Source organism: Pseudomonas sp. NPDC089395 (assembly GCF_044749525.1).
GTDB lineage: Bacteria > Pseudomonadota > Gammaproteobacteria > Pseudomonadales > Pseudomonadaceae > Aquipseudomonas.
Window position 1 is genome coordinate 142,889 of sequence record NZ_JBIVID010000004.1, and the last position, 18,219, is coordinate 161,107.

Annotated in this window: 18 protein-coding genes; 11 read left to right on the plus strand and 7 right to left on the minus strand. The window is 63.9% G+C overall.

The window, feature by feature from the left end; translation table 11 throughout:
* Positions 1-46 precede the first annotated feature (46 nt).
* Positions 47-2,911 carry a class I adenylate cyclase gene (locus ACIPZG_RS11400; protein ID WP_400713579.1) on the plus strand — a complete coding sequence of 955 codons (2,865 nt, stop codon included), beginning with the start codon at positions 47-49 and terminating at the stop codon, positions 2,909-2,911.
* 1 nt (position 2,912) lies between these two features.
* Here ACIPZG_RS11400 and rnk read toward each other — a convergent pair whose 3' ends face one another.
* The 3 genes from rnk to cyaY all read right to left on the minus strand — a co-directional run bounded on the left by rnk (position 2,913) and on the right by cyaY (position 4,002).
* Positions 2,913-3,323 (minus strand): nucleoside diphosphate kinase regulator, encoded by a 411-nt coding sequence (gene rnk, locus ACIPZG_RS11405; protein WP_400713582.1) that lies wholly within the window; start codon positions 3,321-3,323, stop codon positions 2,913-2,915.
* A gap of 132 nt (positions 3,324-3,455) precedes the next feature.
* Positions 3,456-3,668, minus strand: coding sequence for a DUF1289 domain-containing protein (locus ACIPZG_RS11410; protein WP_008097795.1), 213 nt, complete (start codon positions 3,666-3,668; stop codon positions 3,456-3,458).
* 1 nt (position 3,669) lies between these two features.
* A complete protein-coding gene (gene cyaY, locus ACIPZG_RS11415; RefSeq protein WP_400638719.1) occupies positions 3,670-4,002 on the minus strand; it encodes an iron donor protein CyaY in 333 nt (110 codons plus the stop codon).
* A 188-nt stretch (positions 4,003-4,190) separates the two neighbouring features.
* Between cyaY and ACIPZG_RS11420 the strand changes: the two genes are divergently transcribed.
* Genes ACIPZG_RS11420 through ACIPZG_RS11445 form a run of 6 tightly spaced genes read left to right on the plus strand, consistent with a single transcriptional unit; the run spans position 4,191 to position 8,801 of the window.
* Positions 4,191-4,394, plus strand: coding sequence for a lipoprotein (locus tag ACIPZG_RS11420; protein ID WP_400638718.1), 204 nt, complete (start codon positions 4,191-4,193; stop codon positions 4,392-4,394).
* A gap of 9 nt (positions 4,395-4,403) precedes the next feature.
* Positions 4,404-5,651, plus strand: a complete 1,248-nt coding sequence (lysA, locus tag ACIPZG_RS11425) for a diaminopimelate decarboxylase (RefSeq protein ID WP_400638717.1) — start codon at positions 4,404-4,406, stop codon at positions 5,649-5,651.
* 4 nt (positions 5,652-5,655) lie between these two features.
* Positions 5,656-6,486, plus strand: a complete 831-nt coding sequence (gene dapF / locus ACIPZG_RS11430) for a diaminopimelate epimerase (protein ID WP_008097788.1) — start codon at positions 5,656-5,658, stop codon at positions 6,484-6,486.
* A gap of 13 nt (positions 6,487-6,499) precedes the next feature.
* Positions 6,500-7,210 carry a DUF484 family protein gene (locus ACIPZG_RS11435; protein WP_008097786.1) on the plus strand — a complete coding sequence of 237 codons (711 nt, stop codon included), beginning with the start codon at positions 6,500-6,502 and terminating at the stop codon, positions 7,208-7,210.
* Complete coding sequence (gene xerC, locus ACIPZG_RS11440; protein ID WP_400638716.1) at positions 7,210-8,109, plus strand: tyrosine recombinase XerC; 900 nt, start codon at positions 7,210-7,212, stop codon at positions 8,107-8,109. Before ACIPZG_RS11435 ends, xerC begins: the two co-directional genes overlap by 1 nt.
* On the plus strand, positions 8,106-8,801 hold the full coding sequence (locus tag ACIPZG_RS11445) for an HAD family hydrolase (protein WP_400713585.1): 696 nt from the start codon (positions 8,106-8,108) through the stop codon (positions 8,799-8,801). Before xerC ends, ACIPZG_RS11445 begins: the two co-directional genes overlap by 4 nt.
* Positions 8,802-8,966: 165 nt before the next feature.
* Here the strand turns inward: ACIPZG_RS11445 and sutA are convergent, their stop codons facing one another.
* From sutA to glnK, 3 genes are all read right to left on the minus strand, one after another.
* On the minus strand, positions 8,967-9,296 hold the full coding sequence (sutA, locus tag ACIPZG_RS11450; RefSeq protein WP_008091863.1) for a transcriptional regulator SutA: 330 nt from the start codon (positions 9,294-9,296) through the stop codon (positions 8,967-8,969).
* 428 nt (positions 9,297-9,724) lie between these two features.
* The gene (locus ACIPZG_RS11455; RefSeq protein WP_400713588.1) at positions 9,725-11,056 is read right to left on the minus strand and encodes an ammonium transporter; all 1,332 of its coding nucleotides are present in this window, start codon (positions 11,054-11,056) and stop codon (positions 9,725-9,727) included.
* 47 nt (positions 11,057-11,103) lie between these two features.
* Positions 11,104-11,442 (minus strand): P-II family nitrogen regulator, encoded by a 339-nt coding sequence (glnK, locus tag ACIPZG_RS11460; protein ID WP_002555808.1) that lies wholly within the window; start codon positions 11,440-11,442, stop codon positions 11,104-11,106.
* 364 nt (positions 11,443-11,806) lie between these two features.
* On the opposite strand from glnK, the gene ACIPZG_RS11465 reads away from it, so the two are divergent.
* Positions 11,807-12,070: an accessory factor UbiK family protein gene (locus tag ACIPZG_RS11465; protein WP_008091866.1), complete on the plus strand. Its 264-nt coding sequence runs from the start codon at positions 11,807-11,809 to the stop codon at positions 12,068-12,070.
* A 28-nt stretch (positions 12,071-12,098) separates the two neighbouring features.
* Positions 12,099-12,527: a molybdopterin-binding protein gene (locus ACIPZG_RS11470; RefSeq protein ID WP_400713591.1), complete on the plus strand. Its 429-nt coding sequence runs from the start codon at positions 12,099-12,101 to the stop codon at positions 12,525-12,527.
* Between the two features lie 11 nt (positions 12,528-12,538).
* Here the strand turns inward: ACIPZG_RS11470 and ACIPZG_RS11475 are convergent, their stop codons facing one another.
* A complete protein-coding gene (locus tag ACIPZG_RS11475) occupies positions 12,539-14,563 on the minus strand; it encodes a DUF4034 domain-containing protein (protein ID WP_400713594.1) in 2,025 nt (674 codons plus the stop codon).
* 253 nt (positions 14,564-14,816) lie between these two features.
* Between ACIPZG_RS11475 and ACIPZG_RS11480 the strand changes: the two genes are divergently transcribed.
* Positions 14,817-16,307, plus strand: a complete 1,491-nt coding sequence (locus tag ACIPZG_RS11480) for a YifB family Mg chelatase-like AAA ATPase (protein WP_400713597.1) — start codon at positions 14,817-14,819, stop codon at positions 16,305-16,307.
* Between the two features lie 124 nt (positions 16,308-16,431).
* On the plus strand, positions 16,432-18,219 hold the full coding sequence (locus ACIPZG_RS11485; protein ID WP_400713600.1) for a monovalent cation:proton antiporter-2 (CPA2) family protein: 1,788 nt from the start codon (positions 16,432-16,434) through the stop codon (positions 18,217-18,219).

Sequence of the window (18,219 nt, forward strand, 5' to 3'; positions counted from 1 at the left end):
TCAGGTTAAACTCGCCTCAGCTCCCCAGCCTGCCCCTGAGTGCGCAATGAACCAGCCCCACGAAATCCGCCCAGACCTGCACGACGGCATCGACCGCAAGGTGCTGGCGAAGCTGCGTGCGCGATTCCTGCAGCTGAACCAAGGCCGGCTCGAGCGCGCCATGGAGGGGCTTTCGACACGCCAGCAACAGGTGCTGACCCTCCTGCCATTGCTGTTCCACGTCAACCATCCGCTGCTGCCCGGCTATGTCTCCGGCAGCACGCCAGCGGGCGTATCAGGCTTCGAGCCCTCTGCCGATCTGGTTGCCGAAGGCCAGCGGTTGGCCCGTTCGTTCAGCTACAAGACGCGCCTGGGTAACCCCCACCGACCCATCCACGGCCTGTTCCTGATGGGCAGCCTCGGCTCCCTGGCCCAGGCCGAGCAGAGCGACATGGACCTGTGGGTCTGCCACGCCCCTGGCCTGGCCGAAGGCCCGCGCGAAGAACTGCAGCGCAAATGCCAGCTGCTCGAAACCTGGGCGGCCAGCCTGGGCGCCGAAGCGCATTTTTTCCTGATCGACCCGCAGAGCTTCGCCAAAGGCCAGCGCGACGGCCAGCTCAGTTCCGACGACTGCGGCACGACCCAGCACTACCTGTTGCTCGATGAGTTCTACCGCACCGCGATATGGCTGGCCGGGCGCACGCCGCTGTGGTGGTTGGTACCGGTCTACGAAGAGCAGAACTACCAGCGCTACAGCGACACCTTGCTGACCAAACGCTTCATCCGCAGCACCGATGCCGTCGACCTCGGCCACCTGGCGCATATCCCGCCCGGCGAGTTCGTCGGGGCCGGGTTGTGGCAGCTGTTCAAGGGCATCGACTCGCCGTACAAGTCGCTGCTCAAGCTGCTGCTGACCGAGGTGTACGCCAGCGAGCATCCCGCCGTGCGCTGCCTGAGCCTGGACTACAAGCAGGCAGTGTTCGCCAACCGCCTGGACCTCGACGAGCTCGACCCCTATGTCATGGTCTACCGGCGGATCGAACACTACCTGCAGCAACGCGGCGAAACCACGCGCCTGGAACTGGTACGGCGCAGCCTGTACCTGAAGGTCAACAAGAAGCTCAGCGGCCTCGACCGCACCCGCAACAACGGCTGGCAACGCCGGCTTCTGCAACGCCTGGCGGACGAATGGGGCTGGGACCAACGCCAGTTGGCCCTGCTCGACAGCCGCAGCCAATGGAAGGTGCGCCAGGTAGCGGTCGAGCGCCGCGAACTGGTGGCCGAGTTGAACCATAGCTATCGCTTTCTCGGCCAGTTTGCCCAAAACCAGAACACCAGCAATCGCGCCGACCAGCGCGACCTGAATGTCCTCGGCCGACGCCTGTACGCCGCTTTCGAACGCCGCGCCGGCAAGATCGAAGTGATCAACCCCAGCATTGCCCCAGACCTCGCCGAAGACACCCTGACCCTGGTCCAGTCACCGAACCGAAAAGAGCCCGGCAGTCACCACTGGGGGCTGTACAACGGCAACCTGGGCGTGCACGAATGGGAGCACTTCAGCCCGATCAAGCGCTGCCGCGAGCTGCTCGAACTGCTGGCCTGGGCCCACCGCAACGGCGTCATCGACAGCAGCACGCGCCTGGCGCTGCACCCCGGCGAAAGCGACCTCAGCGAATTCGAACTGTTCAACCTGATCGGCAGCCTGCAGCAGAGCATCCCCCTGCCGCTGGAGCCGGTCAGCGAAGTGCGCCTGCTGCAACCCAGCGTGGCCGACGAGATCCTCTTGCTGGTCAACGTTGGCGTCGACCCGTTGCGCCACCACCGCGACCTGAACATTCTGATGACCACCGAGCGCACCGACTCGCTGAGCTACGCAGGCGTTCGCGAAAATCTGGTGTTGACGCTCGACCAGATCACCCTGAACAGCTGGAACGAAGTGCTGGTGCAGCGCTACGACGGCGAGCACGCCCTGCTGCGCTGCCTGCGCGACTTCCTCAACAGTCTCGGCCAGCGCAGCCACCGCCCGCGGGTGCGGGTGCGTTGCTTCTGCCACAACCGCGCGCAAGCCATCAGCCAGCGGGTCGAGGACATTTTCGACACCGTGCAGCTGCTGCTCGACCAGGGCCGCAACTACCGCTTCCTGCTGCAAGTGGCGCAGCATACCCATGTGCTGGAGCTGCTGCCCGGGCAGGTCAACCTGACGACGCTGAGCGGGCATGCCGCCGTGCTCGATTGTCTGGGTGAAGAGCGCAACGTCTACAGCCCACTGCACCTGGATGCCAATGCCTTGCAGGACCACGACCTGCCGCTGGTGCTGGAACAAGGCCGCCCCGACTGCATCCAGGTGTTCTACCGCCTGCTCGACGGCTGGGCCGACCTTTATGTACTGGATGAATACAACGCCCTGTGGCAGCAGCGTCTGCCGCTGCATGACGAAAGCCACCTGCTGCTACCGATTCAGCGCTTTCTGCGCTCGGTGGTAATGCGCCGCGATGCGCGCTTGCCACTGGACTATGTGCAGCAGGCTTCGCTGCAGATCCACTACGCCCAGTTGCTGCCTTCAGGGCCAGGCAAGGCGCGCAGCAGCGAGGCCCGCCCAGCGCCACGCGATGGCAACGGCCAGCCGTACTACGAGGTGCAAGCCATTCTGCAGGCCGGCGCGGGTGATGAAGTGCATGTCACGCTATATTGCGACCAGCAGGAGTTTTCCGAACTGGAACATGGTGACGAGCTGTATGCCGTGGTCGCCCGGCAGATCCTCGGCCAGCGCCGCAGTGCCGGGCACTACCGCTGCTATATCACCGACCTGGACCTGTCAGAGCTGCTCGAGGATGAGCAGGGTTCGACCCTGCTGTACTTGCGCTACAAGCGAGCGCTCGAGCAGGCGCTCAATGATGGGTTGGCGCAGTTGCAGGCAACCCTGGAGCCTTGAATCAGAGGTCGAAATCACCCGCCGCTTCCGGCTGATATTCAACTTCCAGCAGCTTCAGCTTCAGGGTCTTGCCCCCCGGCGCCGGCCAGTCGATCTGCTCGCCCACCGACAGGCCCAGCAACGCGCAACCAATGGGCGCCAGGATGGAGACCTTGCCCTCGCCGCCTGCATCCTTCGGGTACACCAGCGTCAGGTGGTAGTCCTTGCCGCTGGCCTCTTCGCGGCAGTGCACGCGCGAGTTCATGGTCACCACACCGGCTGGCACGTCCTCATGGCTGACCACTTGCTCGGCGCGGTCCAGCTCCTCCTGCAGGGCGATCACACCCGGCGTACTTTCGTCGAGGCTGTCGATCAGGCGCTCGAGACGCTGTACGTCCAATCGGGTAAGGATGAGGGAAGGCTTGGTGCTCATGATCCAGTCAGGCTCCTTTTAACAGGCGGTTTTCGATGGGCAGATAAAGCAAAACCCCGCCCAAGGGCGGGGTTTGTGAATACTGTGGCGTCAGCGACGCATGCCTCGACACTACCACAGACGGGCAAATACTCAAGCCCGTGCGCGCAAGGCCTCGGCTTCACGGCAAATCTGCCGGCGCCGTTCATCGTCGGCCGAGCGCCATTCACGAATATGCTCGACGTGTCGATGGCAGCCGGTGCACACCTTGTGCTCATCCAGCCGGCAGACGCTGATGCACGGCGAAGGCACCGCGGGGCTGATGTTGCTGTACAGCGGCTTGGCTGGCCGCGCCTGGGCAGTCATGTCAGATCTCGTCGAAGTCCAGCTTCTCGCCGGCTCGCTCCCAGACGATGCGCTCGAGCATTTCGCCCAGCAGCTCTTCGCTCTTCTCGCACACCCACTTGCCGCTCTCTTCGTCGTAGTCGAAGTGGAAGCCACCGGAACGATCGGCCAGCCACAGCTGGCGCAGCGGCTCCTGGCGGCTGAAGATCAGCTGGCTACCGTTGTCGAACTTGATGGTCAGGACGCCGGCGGAATTCTCCATGTCCAGGTCCATGCCGCTCTCGTCGAACAGGTCTTCCAAAGCCTGTTGGGTGGCGTCGACCAGATCATGGAAACGCGCTTCGCTCAAACTCATTGCAGGAACCTCGAAATTGGCTGCATTACAGGCAAGCCGGGCAAGATACGGGCGCTTGGCGCTGAATGCAAAGGTTAGCCGCTGGCCCACAAGCATAGCCCGCCCGGCGGACCGGCTCTTGCATAGGCAATCCGCCGGTCGCTCGGTATACTCGGGCGCAATACTGCATATTTCAAAGGATTTCACCCATGAAGCGCCTGATTTCCTCACTTGCGGCGCTGGTCGCGGTTGCCTGCCTCGTTTCGGCCTGCGGTCAGAAAGGCCCTCTGTACCTGCCTGAAGATGGCAAGGATGGCAAAGGCAGCCACAAGTCGCATCAGCACCAGCACGCGCCGGCGGTACAGCCGCAGGACGAGCAGCCCATCGAGCCCGAGCAGTCGCCTGCTGAGTAAGGAAATCACATGAACGCTTTCAACTACCGCGACGGTCAACTGTTCGCGGAAGGCGTGGCCCTGTCGGCCATCGCCGAACGTTTTGGCACCCCCACCTACGTGTACTCGCGTGCCCACATCGAAGCCCAGTACCGCAGCTATACCGACGCCCTGCAAGGTGTCGATCACCTGGTCTGCTTCGCGGTCAAAGCCAACTCCAACCTTGGCGTGCTGAACATCCTGGCGCGCCTGGGTGCAGGTTTCGACATCGTTTCCGGCGGTGAGCTGGAGCGTGTGCTGGCCGCAGGCGGGCGGGCCGATCGCGTGGTGTTCTCCGGCGTCGGCAAGACCCGTGAAGACATGCGCCGCGCCCTGGAAGTCGGCGTGCACTGCTTCAACGTCGAGTCCACCGACGAGCTCGAGCGCCTGCAGGTTGTGGCCGCCGAGATGGGCAAGGTTGCCCCGATCTCGCTGCGGGTCAACCCGGACGTCGATGCCGGTACCCACCCGTACATCTCCACCGGCCTCAAAGAGAACAAGTTCGGCATCGCCATTGCCGACGCCGAAGCCATCTACGTACGTGCCGCGCAGCTGCCTAACCTGGAAGTGGTCGGCGTCGACTGCCACATCGGTTCGCAGCTGACCACCGTCGACCCTTTCCTTGACGCCCTCGACCGCCTGCTGGTGCTGATCGACCGCCTTGCCGAATGTGGCATCCACCTGCGCCACCTGGACCTCGGCGGCGGTGTCGGCGTGCGTTATCGCGATGAAGAGCCGCCATTGGTAGCTGACTACATCAAGGCCATTCGCGAGCGCGTCGGCGACCGTGACCTGGCCCTGGTGTTCGAGCCGGGCCGCTACATCGTGGCCAACGCCGGTGCCCTGCTGACCCGCGTGGAATACCTCAAACACACCGAACACAAGGACTTCGCCATCATCGATGCGGCGATGAACGACCTGATCCGCCCGGCCCTGTACCAGGCCTGGATGGGCGTCAGCGCGGTCACTCCACGCGAAGGCGAAGGCCGTGCCTACGACCTGGTCGGGCCAATCTGCGAGACCGGCGACTTCCTCGCCAAGGACCGCCAGCTGAACCTGGCCGAAGGCGACTTGCTGGCCGTACAGTCGGCGGGCGCCTATGGTTTCGTCATGAGCTCGAACTACAACACCCGTGGCCGTTGCGCAGAAATCCTGGTCGACGGCGACCAGGCTTTCGAAGTGCGCCGTCGCGAGACCGTCGCCGAACTGTACGCTGGCGAAAGCCTGCTGCCGGAGTGAACCCATGCTGCTGCGCTTTACCAAGATGCATGGGTTGGGCAACGACTTCATGGTCCTCGACCTGGTCAGTCAACACGCCCACATCCAGCCCAAGCACGCCAAGCAATGGGGTGACCGCCACACCGGCATCGGCTTCGACCAGCTGCTGATCGTCGAAGCACCGAACAATCCGGAAGTGGACTTCCGCTACCGGATCTTCAATGCCGACGGCTCCGAGGTCGAGCAGTGCGGCAACGGCGCGCGCTGCTTCGCCCGTTTCGTGCTGGACAAGCGTCTGACCGCGAAGAAACGCATCCGCGTGGAAACCAAGAGCGGCATCATCGTGCTGGACGTGCAGAACGATGGCCAGGTGTGCGTCGACATGGGCCCACCGCGCTTCGTTCCGGCCGAGATCCCGTTCGTTGCCGATGAGCAGGCGCTGAACTACCCGCTGGAAGTCGATGGTCAGGTCCACTCGATTGCCGCCGTTTCCATGGGCAACCCGCATGCCGTGCTGCGCGTCGATGACGTGCGCAGCGCGCCGGTGGAGACCCTGGGCCCGAAGATCGAAAATCACCCACGCTTCCCGCAGCGGGTGAACGCCGGCTTCATTCAGGTCATCGACCGCCATCGCGCCAACCTGCGCGTATGGGAACGGGGCGCGGGCGAGACCCAGGCGTGCGGCACCGGCGCCTGTGCCGCCGCCGTGGCTGCCATCAGCCAAGGCTGGATGGATTCTCCGGTATCCCTCGACCTGCCCGGTGGCCGTCTGAACATCGAATGGGCCGGCCCCGGCAAGCCTGTGCTGATGACCGGCCCAGCCGTGCGCGTCTACGAAGGACAGGTTCGTCTCTAAGCGAGTAACCGCCATGACCGATCAGCCCCAGGTTGTACCCCAGCAGTCCAGTGAGCTCGATGCCGAAGCGGTGGTCGCCTACCTGCGCGCCCACCCGACCTTCTTCGCCGAACACGACGAACTGCTGGTCGAACAGCGCATCCCCCACCAGCGTGGCGACAGCGTGTCGCTGGTGGAGCGCCAGCTCAAGCTGCTGCGCGACCGCAACATCGAAATGCGCCATCGCCTGTCGCAACTGATGGACGTGGCCCGGGACAACGACCGGCTGTTCGACAAGACCCGCCGGCTGATCCTCGACCTGCTCGACGCTGGCAGCCTGGAAGAAGTGGTGATGGCGGTCGAAGACAGCCTGCGCCAGGAGTTCCAGGTGCCGTTCGTCAGCCTGATCCTGTTCGGCGACAACGCCGCACCGGTCGGCCGCTGGGTCAGCAACGCCGAGGCCCAGCAGGCCATCGGTGGGCTGCTGGGCGGCGGCAAGACGGTCAGCGGCAACCTGCGCGAGAAAGAGCTGGCCTTCCTGTTCGGTGAGGAGCAACGCCTCGAAGTGGGCTCCAGCGCCGTCGCCGCACTGGAATACCAAGGGCTGCACGGCGTGCTGGCGATCGGCAGCCGTGACCCTCAGCACTACAAGAGCAGCGTCGGCACGCTGTTCCTCGGCTACATCGCCGAAGTGCTCGGCCGGGTAGTCCCGCGCCTGACCCAGACCCTGCGTCCGGTGCGCTGATGGAACGCCAGCTGGAAGCTTATTGCGCACACCTGCGCAACGAGCGCCAGGTGTCGGAACACACCCTGCTGGCCTACCGGCGCGACCTCGACAAAGTCATCGCGTACTGCCACAACCAGGGCATCGCGGGCTGGAGCGACCTGCAGATTCAGCAACTGCGCCAGCTTGTTGCCCGCCAGCACCACCAAGGCCAGTCCTCACGCAGCCTGGCACGGCTGTTGTCGGCTGTTCGCGGTCTGTATCGCTATCTCAATCGCGAAGGCCTGTGCCAGCACGACCCGGCCAGCGGCCTGAGCGCGCCCAAGGGCGAGCGCCGGCTGCCCAAGGTGCTGGACACCGACCGTGCCCTGCAGTTGCTCGATGGCGGCGTCGACGACGATTTCATCGCCCGCCGTGACCAGGCCATCCTCGAGCTGTTCTATTCGTCCGGCCTGCGCCTGTCCGAACTGACCCAGCTCGACCTCGAATACCTCGACCTCGGCGCCGGGCTGGTCCAGGTGCTGGGCAAGGGCGGCAAGGCGCGCGTGCTGCCGGTTGGGCGCAAGGCGCGCGAGGCGCTGCAGGCCTGGTTCAAGCTGCGAGGCATCGGTGGCCCACGCGACAACGCCGTGTTCATCACCCGCCAGGGCAATCGGCTCAGCCCACGGGCCATCCAGATGCGGGTCAAGGCAGCCGGCGAGCGTGAACTGGGCCAACACCTGCACCCGCACATGCTTCGCCATTCTTTCGCCAGCCATGTGCTGGAATCGTCCCAGGACCTGCGCGCGGTGCAGGAAATGCTCGGCCACGCCGACATCAGCACCACGCAGATCTACACCCACCTGGACTTCCAGCACCTGGCCGCGGTGTACGACAGCGCCCACCCTCGGGCCAAACGCAGCAAGGGCACTGACTCATGAGCATCAAGCTGATCACCTTCGACCTCGACGACACCCTGTGGGACACCGCGCCGGTGATCGCCAGCGCGGAAGTCGTGCTGCGCGACTGGCTGCAGGCCAATGCGCCGATTCTCGGGGGCGTGCCGGTAGAGCACCTGTTCGCCATCCGTGAACGCCTGGTGCAGGCCGAGCCCGGTCTCAAGCACCGGATCAGTGCCCTGCGCCGGCGGGTGCTGTTCCATGCCCTGGAAGCGGTCGGCTACAGCGAGAAGCACGCGCAGGAGCTGGCCAACGAAGGGTTCGAGGTGTTCCTGCATGCTCGGCACCAGGTCGAAGTCTTCCCCGAGGTGCAGCCGGTGCTGGAGATTCTGCGCCATCACTACACCTTGGGCGTGGTCACCAACGGCAACGCCGATGTGCGCCGCCTGGGGTTGGCGGATTACTTCAAGTTTGCCCTGTGTGCGGAGGATCTGGGGATCGGCAAGCCGGATCCGGCGCCGTTCCTTGAAGCGCTGAAGCGCGGCGAGGTCGAAGCAGGCGCGGCGGTGCATGTGGGCGACCACCCCGGCGATGACATTGGCGGGGCGCAGCGCGCCGGGTTGCGTGCGGTGTGGTTCAACCCGCAGGGCAAGGCGTGGGCGGGTGAACAGGCGCCGGATGCGCAGATTCAACGGTTGTCGCAGCTACCCGACGTGATTTCGCGCTGGCGCTGACAGGGGCCGCTCTGCGGCCCATTCACGGGACAAGCCCGCTCCCACAGGCTCAATAGTGGGCTTGTGGGAGCGGGCTTGTCCCGCGAATGGGCCGGTAGAGGCAACACAAATCCATCAGGCACAAAAAAGCCCGCAGCGACGGCGGGCTTTTTTGCAATCAGCCACTCAGATAGGGCGGCTGCCGTACTTGTTGTCCGGCTTCTTGGGAGGATCGGCGACCACGTTGGCCTCGACTTCCTGAACCTTGCCACCACGCGCCAGGAAGTCTTCCATGGCCTTGGCCAGGGCGTCACGTTCCTTCTGCTTGGCTTCCATGCTCGGCATCTCGTCTACCGAGACAGCCGCCTTGGATTTGCCCTTGGCCGCGGGGGCCGGGCTGCTGTCGTCTTCGCCAGCGTCTTCGACACCGTCGTCAGCCGCCGCTTCGAGGCCTTCATCACCCTCGTCTTCGTCGCCTACTTCGAGGTCATCATTTTCCAGATCGTCGTCGCTCATGTTCTACCTCATGACTTGCGAAAAGCAGGTTAGTTATAGACCAGTGCAGCCGTAGACCGGCAGCCACCAGTGAAAATTCAACTGGCCGTGGGTTGGCCACTGCCCTTGGGTCTGCGCTCCTGATGGGAGGCGGCACCCAGCAGGCCCTGCTCCTGGCAGGGCCTGAGAAAATCCTTGAACCCCTGCTGGCCACACGCTACTGGCAAGCCTAGCAAAGGCTGGGAAAGCGTGGGGACTGCTCGTCCAACACCCTTCGGCGCGCATTCTAGCGCGCCCGTGGAAAAAGCAAAGCGTCATCAATGCCTGGCTTCTTGTAAGTTTTTGGCCTGCGTCGCGAACGTGAGTGATAAACCGTTTGCACTGCAGGAAAAGGCAAAAAAAAGACAAAAAAATGCCCGGCAAGCCGGGCACGTTTTCCAGCGTCGCAGTTACAGGTTGTAGCCGCGTTCGTTGTGTTGAGCCAGGTCGAGACCGACCGATTCTACTTCTTCGTTGACCCGCAGGCCCATCACCACATCCAGCACCTTGAGGATCACATAGGTGACGATAGCGGTGTAGACCACCGTGAAGATCACACCCTTGGCCTGAATCCAGACCTGCGCCCCGATGTCGGTGACCGCGCCGAAGCCTCCCAGCGCCGGTGCCGCGAACACACCGGTGAGGATGGCGCCGATGATGCCGCCGACGCCGTGCACGCCGAAGGCATCGAGCGAGTCGTCATAACCCAGCTTGCGCTTGAGGCTGGTGGCGCAGAAGTAGCAGATCACGCCAGAGACCAGACCAATCACCAAAGCGCCCATCGGGCCCACGGTACCCGCCGCCGGAGTGATGGCGACCAGGCCGGCAACCACACCAGAGGCGATGCCCAGGGCACTGGGTTTGCCGTGGCCGATCCACTCGGCGAACATCCAGCCCAGCGCGGCGGCAGCAGTGGCGATCTGAGTGACCAGCATGGCCATACCGGCAGTGCCGTTGGCCGCCGCCGCAGAACCGGCGTTGAAGCCGAACCAACCGATCCACAGCATGGCCGCGCCCATCAGGGTGTAGCCCAGGTTGTGCGGGGCCATCGGCGTGGTCGGATAGCCTTTGCGCTTGCCCAGCACCAGGCAGCAGACCAGGCCAGCGATACCGGCGTTGATGTGCACCACGGTGCCGCCCGCAAAGTCGAGTACGCCCCAGTCCCACATCAGCGCGCCGTCACCGCTCCAGACCATGTGCGCGATAGGTGCGTAGACCAGGGTGAACCAGATGCCCATGAACACCAGCATCGCGGAAAACTTCATGCGCTCGGCAAAGGCACCGACGATCAGCGCCGGGGTGATGATGGCGAAGGTCATCTGGAAGGTGATGAATACGGCCTCAGGGAACAGGGCGGTGGCCGATGTCAGTCCCGATGGCGTGACGCCGCTGAGGAACGCCTTGGAGAAGCCGCCGACGAAGGAATTGAAGTTGAGCACGCCCTTTTCCATACCGGTGGTATCGAAGGCCATGCTGTAGCCGTAGATGACCCAGAGAATGCTCATCAGGCCGGTGATGGCGAAACACTGCATCATGACCGAAAGCACGTTCTTCGAACGCACCATGCCGCCGTAGAACAGGGCCAGGCCAGGGATGGTCATGAACAGCACCAACGCCGTGGCCGTGAGCATCCAGGCGGTGTCGCCGGAGTTCAGCACCGGGGCAGCTTCCTCTGCCAGGGCAAGGCCCGGCATTACGAGGGACAATAGGGCTCCTAGCCCTGCGATCTTACGCAGAGTCATGTTGTTTTCTCCTGGGGCGTTGGGTTTGGTGAGGCTTTTTTCGGCGCTTAGATCGCGTCGGTATCGGTTTCGCCGGTACGGATGCGGATCGCCTGCTCCAGATTCACCACAAAGATCTTGCCGTCACCGATCTTGCCGGTGTTGGCCGCCTTGGTGATCGCTTCGATCACGCGATCGAGGTCCTTGTCGTCGATGGCCACGTCGATCTTCACCTTGGGCAGGAAGTCGACCACGTACTCCGCACCGCGATACAGCTCGGTGTGGCCCTTCTGCCGCCCGAAGCCTTTGACTTCCGTGACGGTAATGCCTTGCACGCCGATTTCCGACAGCGACTCGCGTACGTCGTCCAGCTTGAACGGCTTGATGATGGCTGTGACTAGCTTCATGAAACTCTCTCCCGATTTGGTGGACTTGCCCCAGGAAAACAAACCCGTCTCAAGTCTAAGCGCAGCGGTTAGCTTTGTAACGCGTCGTCGGTATCCGGCTCCGCGTGCGCACTGCTTGGTCACAAAGAACTGCATCAGTGCATGGCTCGCAATGGGCGTTGCAGAAACCTTGCCAGTTCCAGCAAAGCGCGGGAAAACAAGGTGTTGCGTTAAATGGTCGGAATTGGCCAGTCGCCAGCATTGAAAAGATGCACAACTTCGGTGCGCGCCAGCCTCGCGGGCTGCTCGAAAAATGTGCAATCAAAGGCAGATTTTCCCCGTGCTACACTGCGAGCCATTTCTCCGATTCAGTGGACAGCCGCACATGCTCGCGCCCAAAGCCCTTCTCGACGCCCTGAGCGACCAGGCCTCGCGCCTTTTCAGCAGTGATACCGCCCAGCCCCGCGCAGAACTGGAAAGCCAGTTCAAAGTGCTGATGCAAGGTGCCTTCAGCAAGCTGGACCTGGTTAGCCGCGAAGAATTCGACAGCCAGATGGTGGTCCTGGCGCGCACCCGCGCACGCCTGGAGGCCCTGGAAAAACAAGTTGCCGAGCTGGAAGCCCGGATGGCGCCGGCTGCACAGGAATAAAAACCCGTCAGTTAAAGGAGTGGTTCACATGAAAGTCAGTGCCCGCAACGTCTTTGAAGGTACCGTCAGCGCCGTTCAGCCTGGCGCGGTCAATGCCGAAGTCGAACTGACCCTGTCAGGCGGCGAAAAGCTGGTGGCAGTCGTGACCATGGCCAGCCTGCACAACCTCAACATCAACGTCGGCAAGCAAGCCGTCGCGCTGGTCAAGGCGCCATGGGTAGTGCTGATGACCGATGCCGATGGCTACAAGCTCTCCGCGCGCAACGCCCTGCAAGGCGAAGTGCTGCGGGTCGGCGACGGCGCGGTCAATGCCGAAGTGGTACTGAAGCTGGCGGGCGGCACCGAAGTGTTCTCCATCGTCACCCGCGAAGCGGTGCAGGAGCTGGGCCTGGCCCCCGGTGTGAAAGCCACGGCGTTGATCAAGGCGTCGCACATCATCCTCGGCGCCAAGCCCTAGAAAGTTCGCGCTCAAGCAGAAGCCCGCTGGCAGTCCTGTTCCGCACTGCCGGCCTTGGGCGGCAGCTCCCTTGCATCCAGATCGCCCCGGAACAACGTCGCACCGCAGACAGTGATCAAGGTCTTCACTACGCTGTGCGAATTCAGTATCTGCGCGCGTATGTGCTCGATGACAAGATCACCCGGCCGCAGCGCGACCGCACGATTCACCCATTCAATGGCGGCGAAGCGGCTCTGCTTGCGCGTACCCTGCCCGTGCATCCAGGCAAGTCCAAGCTCCGCGCAGGCACGCCCGGCGACTTGCGCATCCGGGAACTCGACCAACTCCAGCAGATAGGCGACCGCCTCTGCACGTTCGCGCGCATCGCCGTATGTACGTTGCAGGATGCCCAGTTGCAAGCGCGCAAGGGCATCGAGTTGTTCGTTGCCCAGGCAATCGAGCAACAAGCGCCTGACCGCCAGCATCGCACTGCGCTCATGCAACGCTTCGCCGCCACGCAGGCGTTGGCAGGCCAGGTCGTACTTGGCCATCTGGCTGCCTGACTGCGCGGCACACAACAACCAATGCTCCGCTGATGCGGCATCCCGGTAGTGTTCGGGGGTATTGGCCAGCCGGCCGCAGTGCAGCTCATAGAGCGCGGCGGCGGCGTCTGGCAAGTTGCGCTCGGCGCACTGCTGGTAGAGGAAATACGCTGCCTCGTGCAGGTTCGCGGCCCAAAGCAAGCGCGGCACTTCGAGCACATCGAAGCCAAGGCCCTCGCGCCCGCACTGGCGATTTACCGCAGCGTGCAACCAGACGCGCGCCTGTTCGGCGGATTGTCGGAAACCCCACAAACCGAACTGGTGCCCCACGGCCCGCAGTGCGCAAGCGGCTGCCTGCATGCGGCTTTCACACAGGCGCTCGATGGCATCGCGAAAGGCCGCTGTGGCGCCCTCGCCGCCGTGGAACAGCACGAGGCAGGCAAAGCTGTAAAAAGGCTCACCGATGCTCGACACGAAACCATGGTCAGGGTAAAGCTCGACGCTGGCGACGAAGTCGAGCAGCGCGCCGGAGTAATCCTGCAGCGAGGCGTAGCGCAACGCGCCGCGCAAGGCCAGCAACGTGGCACGTTCCCTGGCCCTGAGGTCATGTTGCGTCCACGCCTCGAAGGTTTGCTGCCATGCCGCGATCTGTGGCGACTGGACGGCTCGCGGCAGCCAGAACGCCTCTTCCACAGCCAACCAGCGGATCGCATTGCGCTGCCGCTCGCTCCAGTACTGGCACAGCGGACCGCTGACGAGTTGGTCAATCGCGTCAAAGCTGCCGCCCCAGCGCGGCGTCAGGTAGCGAGCATAGGCTTCGATCGCCTCGTAGCAGCCAGGCCTCCAGGCCAGCGCATGACGAAGCCAGTAGTCCTTGGCGCCCTCCCCGTCAGGCCGGCGCGCATCGAGGCAACCTGGCAATGCCTGCGGCAGTTCCACCAGCGGTGCCAGGCCATGCTTGACCAACAAGGGTGCCGCTGCCTCCTGCACTTCCACGTCAGCATGTGCGCTGGGACGGAAGCGCGCTACCTGGCCGCGAAACAGTTCGACCAGCCAGCCCGGCTCATGGAAATGCGCACTGATCTGCAGCATCCCGATAGCAGCAGCGACGGGTTGCGGGCTGCGTTCCATGGCCCGCAGGAAGTGCGCCGCGCCCATTTCACAGGCCTGCTCTGCAGCCAGCCTGCGCTCTTGCGAGACGGCATCGTCGGCAGCGCTGCCACGGATGTGACACGCCCGGTTGAAGCAGTGAAAGCCCATCGCAACCTGTGGATGGTAGGCCTTGGGACAGGCGTCTATCCACGCCTTGAGCAGCTGTGTCAGCGCCTTGCTGCTGCCGACATCCCAGTCGACCAGCATATGCCCCTGGACCGCCTCCATGTACGCGGGACAGTCGCCGGGCGGCGCCTGCTGCCAGCGCACTTGAAGGCTATCGATGTAGCGGCTGAGTTCAGCGAATTCATTGGCCTGCACCCGTTCACGAATCTGTTGGCGGGCGCGAGTGAGCGTTTGCACGGGCAGTACCTTAAGTCCATTTATGGATCACGTTGTCGTCCGGTGGCAACGGTAGTAACCCTTGAACACTAAGCCATAGCTCGGCGCTTCGCAAAGATATTGGATCCATTTTTGCCAGATTATGTAAAAAGACAGGGAAAATCACTGGCTTGAAAAACGACGACGCACTCTTCTTGCGCGGCCCAGTCTCCTGCTCACTATGATTGCCAAAGCCGCAGGAAGCGGTGCCCTCATCAGTGACAGCGGAGCGTCCATGTCCCTTGCCCTCGTCCACAGCCGCGCCCAGGTTGGCGTGCAGGCGCCTGCGGTCAGCGTCGAAACCCACCTGGCCAACGGCCTGCCCCATCTCACGCTGGTCGGTTTGCCGGAAACCACGGTCAAGGAAAGCAAGGACCGGGTGCGCAGCGCCATCGTCAACTCCGGGTTGAATTACCCGCAAAGGCGCATTACCCAGAATCTGGCGCCCGCCGACCTGCCCAAGGACGGCGGCCGTTATGACCTGGCGATCGCCTTGGGCATTCTTGCTGCCGACGCCCAAGTGCCGCTGGCGGGCCTGGCGGATATCGAGTGCCTGGGCGAACTGGCGCTTTCCGGCAAACTGCGCCCGGTGCAGGGTGTGCTGCCTGCAGCCCTGGCGGCGCGGGAAGCAGGGCGGGCGCTGGTGGTGCCACGGGAGAACGCCGAGGAAGCGAGCCTGGCGGGCGGGTTGCTGGTGTATGCGGTGGGGCACCTGCTGGAGCTGGTGGCGCACCTCAACGGTCAGGTACCGCTGCCACCCTTTTCCGCCAATGGCCTGGTCCTGCAGAACCGGCCGTACCCTGACCTGAGCGAGGTACAGGGTCAGGTAGCGGCCAAGCGCGCCTTGCTGCTGGCGGCGGCCGGGGCGCACAACCTGCTTTTTACCGGCCCCCCAGGCACGGGCAAGACCTTGCTCGCCAGCCGCCTGCCTGGGCTGTTGCCACCGCTGGATGAGCATGAAGCCCTGGAGGTAGCAGCGATCCAATCGGTAAGCGGGCAAGCGCCCCTGAGCAGCTGGCCGCAACGGCCTTTCCGTCATCCCCACCACTCAGCCTCGGGCCCTGCCCTTGTGGGTGGCAGCAGCCGGCCTCAACCCGGCGAAATCACCTTGGCGCATCATGGCGTGCTGTTTCTGGATGAGCTGCCGGAGTTCGAACGACGCGTATTGGAAGTGCTTCGCGAGCCACTGGAGTCCGGCGAAATCGTGATCGCGCGGGCACGCGACAAAGTGCGCTTCCCCGCGCGTTTTCAGCTGGTGGCAGCGATGAACCCCTGCCCGTGCGGCTACCTCGGCGACCCCACTGGCCGCTGCCGCTGCAGCACTGAGCAGATCCAGCGCTACCGCAACAAACTGTCCGGCCCCTTGCTGGACCGCATCGACCTGCACCTGACCGTGGCCCGCGAAACCACCACGCTCGACAACCGTCCCAGCGGCGAGACCAGTGCCGATGTGGCGACCCGAGTGGCCACGGCGCGTGAGGTGCAGCAGCGGCGACAAGGTTGTGCCAATGCGTTTCTGGACCTTGAGGGGTTGCGCCGCCATTGTCCGCTGCAAGCTGCGGATCAGGCCTGGCTGGAAAGGGCCTGCGAGCGATTGAGCCTGTCCTTGCGCGCGGCGCACCGTTTGCTGAAGGTTGCGCGTACCCTGGCTGATCTCGAAGGGGCCGGTTCGATTGCCAGGGCCCACCTGGCCGAGGCGCTGCAGTACCGCCCCGCGAGCCCCTGAAACTGTCACCTACGATGGGACAATGTTTCTCCCGACCAGCAGATTGTCTGGGCCTGCCACAATCCCCAGAATTGTCCTCCACACTGTTCTAACGCTGCCCCGGCAGCTCATGGAGTACGAGCCAATGCCACACGAAGGCAGCCTTCTGCAAACCGCGGTGATCTTCCTGCTCGCCGCCGTCCTCGCCGTCCCCCTGGCCAAACGCCTGCAGCTGGGTGCCGTGATCGGCTATCTGCTCGCCGGCGTGGCCATTGGTCCGCAGGCGCTAGGCCTGATCCGCGACACTGAAAGCGTCGCGCACATCTCCGAGCTGGGCGTGGTCCTGCTGCTGTTCATCATCGGCCTGGAGCTGTCGCCCAAACGCCTGTGGCTGATGCGCAGGTCAGTGTTCGGCGTCGGTACCGCGCAGGTCCTGCTGACCGGCGCGGTGATCGGTGCCATCGCCTTGTTCGGCTTCGGGCAATCGCTGCCGGCCGCCGTGGTGCTTGGCCTGGGCCTGGCACTGTCGTCAACCGCCCTTGGCCTGCAAAGCCTGGCCGAGAGCAAACAACTCAACGCACCCCATGGCCGCTTGGCGTTCGCCATCCTGCTGTTCCAGGACATAGCGGCAATCCCGCTGATCGCGCTGGTTCCCCTGCTGGCGGCCAGCGGCCCGGACACCAGCCACGGCGACAGCCTGCAACACGGCCTGAAAGTGTTCGCCAGCATTGCCATTGTCATCGTCGGCGGCCGCTATCTGCTGCGTCCGGTATTCCGTACCGTGGCCCGCACCGGTCTGCCAGAGGTATCCACCGCCACCGCGCTGCTGGTGGTGATCGGTACCGCCTGGCTGATGGAGGAAGCCGGCATCTCCATGGCGCTGGGTGCATTCCTCGCCGGCCTGCTGCTGGCCGACTCGGAATACCGGCATGAGCTGGAATCGCAGATCGAACCGTTCAAGGGCCTGCTGTTGGGCCTGTTCTTCATCAGCGTCGGCATGGGCGCCAACCTGAGCCTGCTGCTGGAAATGCCACTGGTCTTGCTGGGGCTGACCCTGCTGCTGGTGGCGGTCAAGCTGATACTGCTGATTGGTGTCGGTCGCCTGGCGGGTGGCTTGACCAGCGCCAGCGCGCTGCGCCTGGGCATGGTGCTGGCGGCCGGTGGTGAATTTGCCTTCGTGGTGTTCAAGCTGGGCAAGGACCAGGGACTGTTCGATACCCAGACCTACGACTTGCTGCTGATGACCATCACCCTGTCGATGGCCATCACCCCGTTGCTGATGCTCGGCTGCGCCCGCGCCCTCAAGCGCCCGCAACCCACGCGTGAGGTGCCCGAGCAGTACAAGGCCATCGACGCGGGCACACCGCGCGTGGTGATCATCGGCATGGGCCGCATGGGACAGATCGTGTCGCGCATCCTGCGCGCGCAGAAGATCCCGTTCATTGCGCTGGAAACCTCGGTGGATGCCATCGAGATGACCCGCATGTTCGAACAGGCCCCGGTGTTCTACGGCGACCCGCTGCGCAGCGAAGTGTTGCATGCGGCCAAGGTGGGCGAGGCAGAGTACCTGGTGATCACCACCGACGACCCCGAGGTGACCACGCGCACGGCGGAACGGGTCAAGCGCCTGTATCCGCACCTCAAGGTGCTGGCCCGCGCGCGCAACCGCCAGCATGTGCACAAGCTGGTGGACGTCGGCGCCGAGCCGATTCGCGAGACCTTCTATTCGAGCCTGGAGATGACCCGCCGGGCGCTGGTCGGCCTGGGGCTGAGCGTTGCGCAGGCGGCGGATCGGATCGAGCGCTTTACCCAGCATGATGAAGAGGTGTTGGTGGCTCAGGGGCAGGTGCGCAATGACCGCGCCAAGGTGATGCAGACGGCGAAGGAGGCGCGGTTGGAGTTGGAGCGGTTGTTTGATTCGGATGCGGATTGA